Origin of the sequence: Phenylobacterium sp., from assembly GCF_036501465.1 — a bacterium.
In the GTDB taxonomy this organism is placed as follows: Bacteria; Pseudomonadota; Alphaproteobacteria; order Caulobacterales; family Caulobacteraceae; genus Phenylobacterium.
Map to the genome: position 1 here is coordinate 1 of NZ_DASYAF010000032.1, position 4,540 is coordinate 4,540.

General features: G+C 69.9%; 7 protein-coding genes. 1 reads left to right on the top strand and 6 read right to left on the bottom strand.

Annotated elements, in window-relative coordinates; all coding sequences use genetic code 11:
- A partial coding sequence (locus VGL85_RS03420) for an alpha/beta fold hydrolase (protein ID WP_331585998.1) occupies window positions 1–640 on the top strand: 640 nt, incomplete at its 5' end.
- 69 nt (window positions 641–709) lie between these two features.
- Here VGL85_RS03420 and VGL85_RS03425 read toward each other — a convergent pair.
- From VGL85_RS03425 to VGL85_RS03450, 6 genes are all read right to left on the bottom strand, one after another.
- Window positions 710–1,354: a glutathione S-transferase family protein gene (locus tag VGL85_RS03425; protein ID WP_331586000.1), complete on the bottom strand. Its 645-nt coding sequence runs from the start codon at window positions 1,352–1,354 to the stop codon at window positions 710–712.
- 79 nt (window positions 1,355–1,433) lie between these two features.
- Window positions 1,434–1,700 (bottom strand): hypothetical protein, encoded by a 267-nt coding sequence (locus VGL85_RS03430; RefSeq protein ID WP_331586003.1) that lies wholly within the window; start codon window positions 1,698–1,700, stop codon window positions 1,434–1,436.
- 19 nt (window positions 1,701–1,719) lie between these two features.
- On the bottom strand, window positions 1,720–2,577 hold the full coding sequence (locus VGL85_RS03435) for a DUF4097 family beta strand repeat-containing protein (protein ID WP_331586005.1): 858 nt from the start codon (window positions 2,575–2,577) through the stop codon (window positions 1,720–1,722).
- Window positions 2,574–3,479, bottom strand: a complete 906-nt coding sequence (locus tag VGL85_RS03440) for an alpha/beta hydrolase (protein WP_331586007.1) — start codon at window positions 3,477–3,479, stop codon at window positions 2,574–2,576. Before VGL85_RS03440 ends, VGL85_RS03435 begins: the two co-directional genes overlap by 4 nt.
- A 14-nt stretch (window positions 3,480–3,493) precedes the next feature.
- On the bottom strand, window positions 3,494–3,985 hold the full coding sequence (locus VGL85_RS03445; protein WP_331586009.1) for a hypothetical protein: 492 nt from the start codon (window positions 3,983–3,985) through the stop codon (window positions 3,494–3,496).
- Between the two features lie 78 nt (window positions 3,986–4,063).
- Window positions 4,064–4,540, bottom strand: a 477-nt coding sequence (locus tag VGL85_RS03450) for a phosphotransferase (RefSeq protein WP_331586011.1), incomplete at its 5' end; no start/stop codon positions are given.

Genomic DNA, 4,540 nt, shown 5'->3' on the forward strand with positions numbered 1-4,540 from the left:
GCCGCCCTATGTCCTGGCGGGCTGGTCGTTCGGCGGTCTCATCATGCGTCTGTTCGCCTTCAGATATCCGCAGGAAGTCGTCGGAATGGTGATGGTGGACAGTTCGAGCGAGCGCCAGATCGGCCGGCTCGCCGAAGACCCCAAGTACGTCGCATGGCTACGCGACTACCGGCGAAAGTTGTTGCGCGTCGAGCGACTCGCGCGCGCCGGCGCGCTGGTGGCGGGGACGCCCGAGTACGAAGAGTTCGTCGTTCGCGACGGCGCGCCCAGGCTGCCGGCCGCGGTCAAGGCCGCGCGCCGGGCGCAGCGGACCTCGCCGGGCTTCTACCGCGCCGCCCGGTCCGAAAACGCCAACACCTGGTCGGCGACCTTGGCCGAGATGAATGCGGCGCGACGGCCTCTGGGCGACATGCCGCTGATCGTGCTCACCGCGCGCAGGTTCTTCCCGATGGCCGACGAGTCGGTCGAGCCTGCCGAAGCGTGGCGGCAGGCCTGGCGCACCGGTCATGACGAGATCACCGCCCTGTCCACACGAGGCGAACGACGCACGATCGACGCCGGGCACGCCATCCAGTGGGAGAAGCCCGAGGCCGTCATCGCGGCCATCGAAGAGGTGCTGGCCCTGGCGCGGAACGGCTGAGGCTTGGCCCCGAACTCCCGCTTCCGACCCAAAGCCGACGGTTCGCGGTCGGTTGAGCGCCAAGAGCGCTCATCTGCCAGCCACCCTGGCGACCCAGGCCTTGGTGGCCTGGCAGGTTTCCATCGCGCGCTTGTAGGCGTCGCGTCCGCTGGTGCGGGCGACGTAGGCCCGCTCCACCTCGCCGAGGGCGAAGCCGACGCTTCTCTGGGCCAGTTCCAGGGCGTAGGTCACCGAGATATCGGCGGCGGTGAACCGGTCGCCGGCGAGATAGGGCGAGCGCGCCAGCTGCCGCGTCACCAGCCCCAACCGGGTCTCGAACACGTCCAGCGCCTGGCCGGCGCTCCAGTTATGCCGCTCGGCCTCGGGCGCCAGATTGCGGGCGCCGTTGGCGAAGTAGATCGAGGCCGCGAGGCCGGCCTCGCCGAGGTGAAGGAACTGCAGGTAGGCGGGGAAGGCGGGATCGTCCGGGTCCGGCGCCAGCGGAGTCGGTCCGTAGCGGGCCATCAGGTACTGCATGATCGCGATCGACTCGACCATGGTGACGTCGCCGTCCACGATCGCCGGAATGAACCCGGCGGGGTTGATGGCCAGAAACTCCGCGTCGTTCTCGACGCCGGCCAAAAGGTCCACCCGCCTCAGCCGGTAGGCCAGTCCCATCTCCTCCAGCAGCCAGACGACGCGGAACCCGCGCCCTTCGCCGAAGACCGTGATCATCGTTCGCCATCCCTCGCTGAGGCGCCCAACTCAATTGCTTGGCGCGAGCGGCGCCTTATAGGCCAGAACCTGGCGGCGATCAGCCGGTGATGCGGACCGTGGCGCCCTTCAGATAGCTCATGCAGACCACGCCGTGGACGCGCTGGCCGCTCAGGTTGCGGGCGACGAACTTGTAATAGATGTGGTCGCTCTTCGAGCAGCTGATGCCGAACAGGGTGCGGGTCAGGCGCACGTCGCTGAGGTTGAGGGCTTCGACGCTGGCCCGGGCGCGATTGCCCGCGAAGGGCCAGACATAGCCGCAGCCGCCAAGGGCCAGCGAGGCCGTCGCCAGCGCGACAAGCAGCAACGCCTTCGTGGCGCCCGGCTCAGGCGCGCGCCACATTCACATTGCCGCTCATCGTGTTGAGGACCAGCTCGACCTGTTTCTCGTCGGCCCGCGGTGCGCCGCCGGCCTCCAGGTCTGAATTGACCCGTCCGCTCATAGTCGAGATGTCGAGCAAGGCGGCCGAGCCCCTGGCCACGCCGACGGTGATGCGGCCGGAGATGGTCTTGGCGCGGACCAGGCCATGGTCGGCGCGGCGGACCTCGACATTGCCCGAGGCCGCGAAGGCCTCCAGGCTGTCGCCGGCCTGGCCGATCTCGATATTGCCGGACGCGGTGGTCAGCTTGGCGTCGCCGGCGGCGCAGTCCAGCTCGGCATGGCCGGAGCCGGTGGCGATCCGCGCATTGGCGCCGACCTTGCCGACGCTGATCCGGCCCGATCCGGTCTTGGCGTTGACCGAGCCGGCCGCCGAGGCGACGACGATGTCGCCGGATCCGGTGCGGGCGCGGGCCTCGGCGCAGTCGTCGATGCAGACGCGGCCGGAGCCGCTCTCGGCATTGACCTCGCCCAGCCGCCCGACGGTCTCGATCCGGCCGGAGCCGGTTGTGAGGTTGGCCGCGCTGCCCAGCGGGCAGTAGATCTCCGCCTCGATGCCGCCGCCGAGGCCGAACAGCGACAGGCCCGACTTGTGAATCCGCACCCTGATCTCGTCGCCGTCCTGATCGATTTCGGCGTCGGCGATCCAGGCCCGGGCCGTGGCGTCGCCGTGGATGGCGGTCAGCACGATGCGCGTTTCGCCGGTCTCCTCGGCCGCCAGCCGGATGCGCCCCTTGGGTATATCGACGCGCAGGCGAACCGGCGTCGGGGTCTGGAAGCTTTGCATGCGCTTGTCCTGGGTCATCGTTTCCTGGCCTTTTTGACCGGGTCGTCCCTGAGCGCGAAGGCCAGGGTGCGGCTGATCGAGGTGGGGACGACGGTGAGGTGGTCCTCGTCGTCGAGAGCGTGGAAGCGGACGCTGTAGCCGGGCCTGGCCTTGATCCGGGCGAGCCGCTCGGCCAGCTCGCGCGCATTGTCGACCATGCGGGCCTGGGTCAGCAGCCGCTTCATCTGCGGCCGGGTCATGCCCGGTGGCAGGTTGGGCGGCGGGCGCTGCTCCTCGGCGCCGACCAGGATCAACACGCGAGGCGTTGCGGCGCCGGCGCGGATCTTGTCGGCGAAGGCCGGCTCGGTCTTGAGCACCGCCTGCTTGTTCCACCAGATCGACGGGCTGGAGGCGACGAAATTGCGGAAGGACCCGGGATGGTCGAAGAGTACGCCGAGCACGAAGAGGCCGCCCAGCGAATGGCCATAGAGGGTCTGGTCGTTCGGATCGACGCTATAGGCCTCGGCGATCGCCGGGCGCAGTTCCTCGACCAGGAAGCGGCGGAAGTCTTGCGAGCCGCCATAATTCTCCAGCTTGGGCGGCGGCTGGCCGGGAACCGGGCGGATGCCGGACAGCGGCGTCGGCGGGGTCAGGTCGCGGTTGCGCTGAACGAAGGGCGTGAAGGCGTCGTCGTCGGCCGGATAGCCGACGCCGACCACCAGCGCCGCCTTGCCGCCCTGCAGCGCGAACATGCCGTCCAGGGTCGCCGCGGCCGGAAAGCTCATATTGCCGTCGGTCATGACCACGACCGGGTAGCCGGACGGCGGGGCCGCGGACGGCGGCTGGAAGACGAAGATGCGGTAGGTCCGGCCGCTGATCTTCGAGGTCATGTCGAACTGGGTCGCGCCGCGCAGCGCCACCGGGCTCTGGGTCGGCTTCACGGCCGTCTCCGAGTTCATCGCGCCCATCCCTGAACGCGTCGGCCGGGGCCGTGACGCCCGCCGGGATGATGTGACGCTTGAGATCCATCCGTCGGCGCCGCGGCGGCGCGGGCGGCGGCCACCAGCCAGGTGTTCAGCGACTGTCCGCGCCGGGCGGCCAGGGCCTCGGCCCGGCCCTTCAGCGCCTCGGGCAGGCGCAGGGTGATGCGGGCCGTCGGTTCGCCGTCGTCGGCCTCGAAGGCGTCGTCGGCGGGCGTCGCCGCGCGCGGGCCCTGGACCACGAAGACCGGCTCGCGGCCGACCAGGCGCACCTCGATCGAGGTTCCGGGCAGCGCCTCGGCGATCTCGGCGGCGGCCTGGCTGAGCGCGTCCATCAGGGTGAGGCGAAGCGCGGGATCCAGCGCCAGCAGCAGACTCTCGGCCGCCGTCCAGACATCCTCGCCGCCCACTGCGGCGGCGCGGCTGAGGTCATCGCTCAAGGATTCGACAAGGCCGGTGATGTCCATGCACACCACCATGACACCATAATGGTGTCATGACAACACCGTCGTGCGCGTCAACCCTCTTCCAGAGGGAGAGGTCTTTCAGGCGATCTTCTTCAGCGCCCGCTGGAACAGGCCCAGGGTCGAGGCGTGCAGGTAATCGCCGGTCGCCTTTGGCGCGCGGCCGGCGCACGCGCGCGCATAGGTGCCTTCCAGGATGCAGCCGATCTTGTAGCAGGCCAGCACCTCGTACCAGTCGGCCGAGGCGACATCGCGGCCGGTCTGCTGGGCGTAGCGGGCGATCAGTTCGGCGCGGGTCGGGAAGCCCGGCCACGGTTTGACCGGGCCGGTCGCGGCGCCATCCTCGGGCCAGTTGGAGAGCAGGACGCCCAGATCGACCATCGGCTCGCCGACGGTGACCAGCTCCCAGTCGACCATGGCCGCCAGTTCGCTCGAGTCGCGGCGGAACAGCACATTGGCGAAGTGGAAATCGCCGTGGATCAGGCCGGGGCGGAAGTCGCGCGGCCGGTTGTCGTCCAGCCAGCGGCCGATGGCGTCGACGCCGGGCAGGCCGTCCAG

Excerpts from the sequence above, each read along its gene's own strand:
- VGL85_RS03425 (WP_331586000.1), bottom strand. The coding sequence starts at position 1,354 with ATGATCACGGTCTTCGGCGAAGGGCGCGGGTTCCGCGTCGTCTGGCTG.
- VGL85_RS03435 (WP_331586005.1), bottom strand. The coding sequence starts at position 2,577 with ATGACCCAGGACAAGCGCATGCAAAGCTTCCAGACCCCGACGCCGGTT.
- VGL85_RS03445 (WP_331586009.1), bottom strand. The coding sequence starts at position 3,985 with ATGGACATCACCGGCCTTGTCGAATCCTTGAGCGATGACCTCAGCCGC.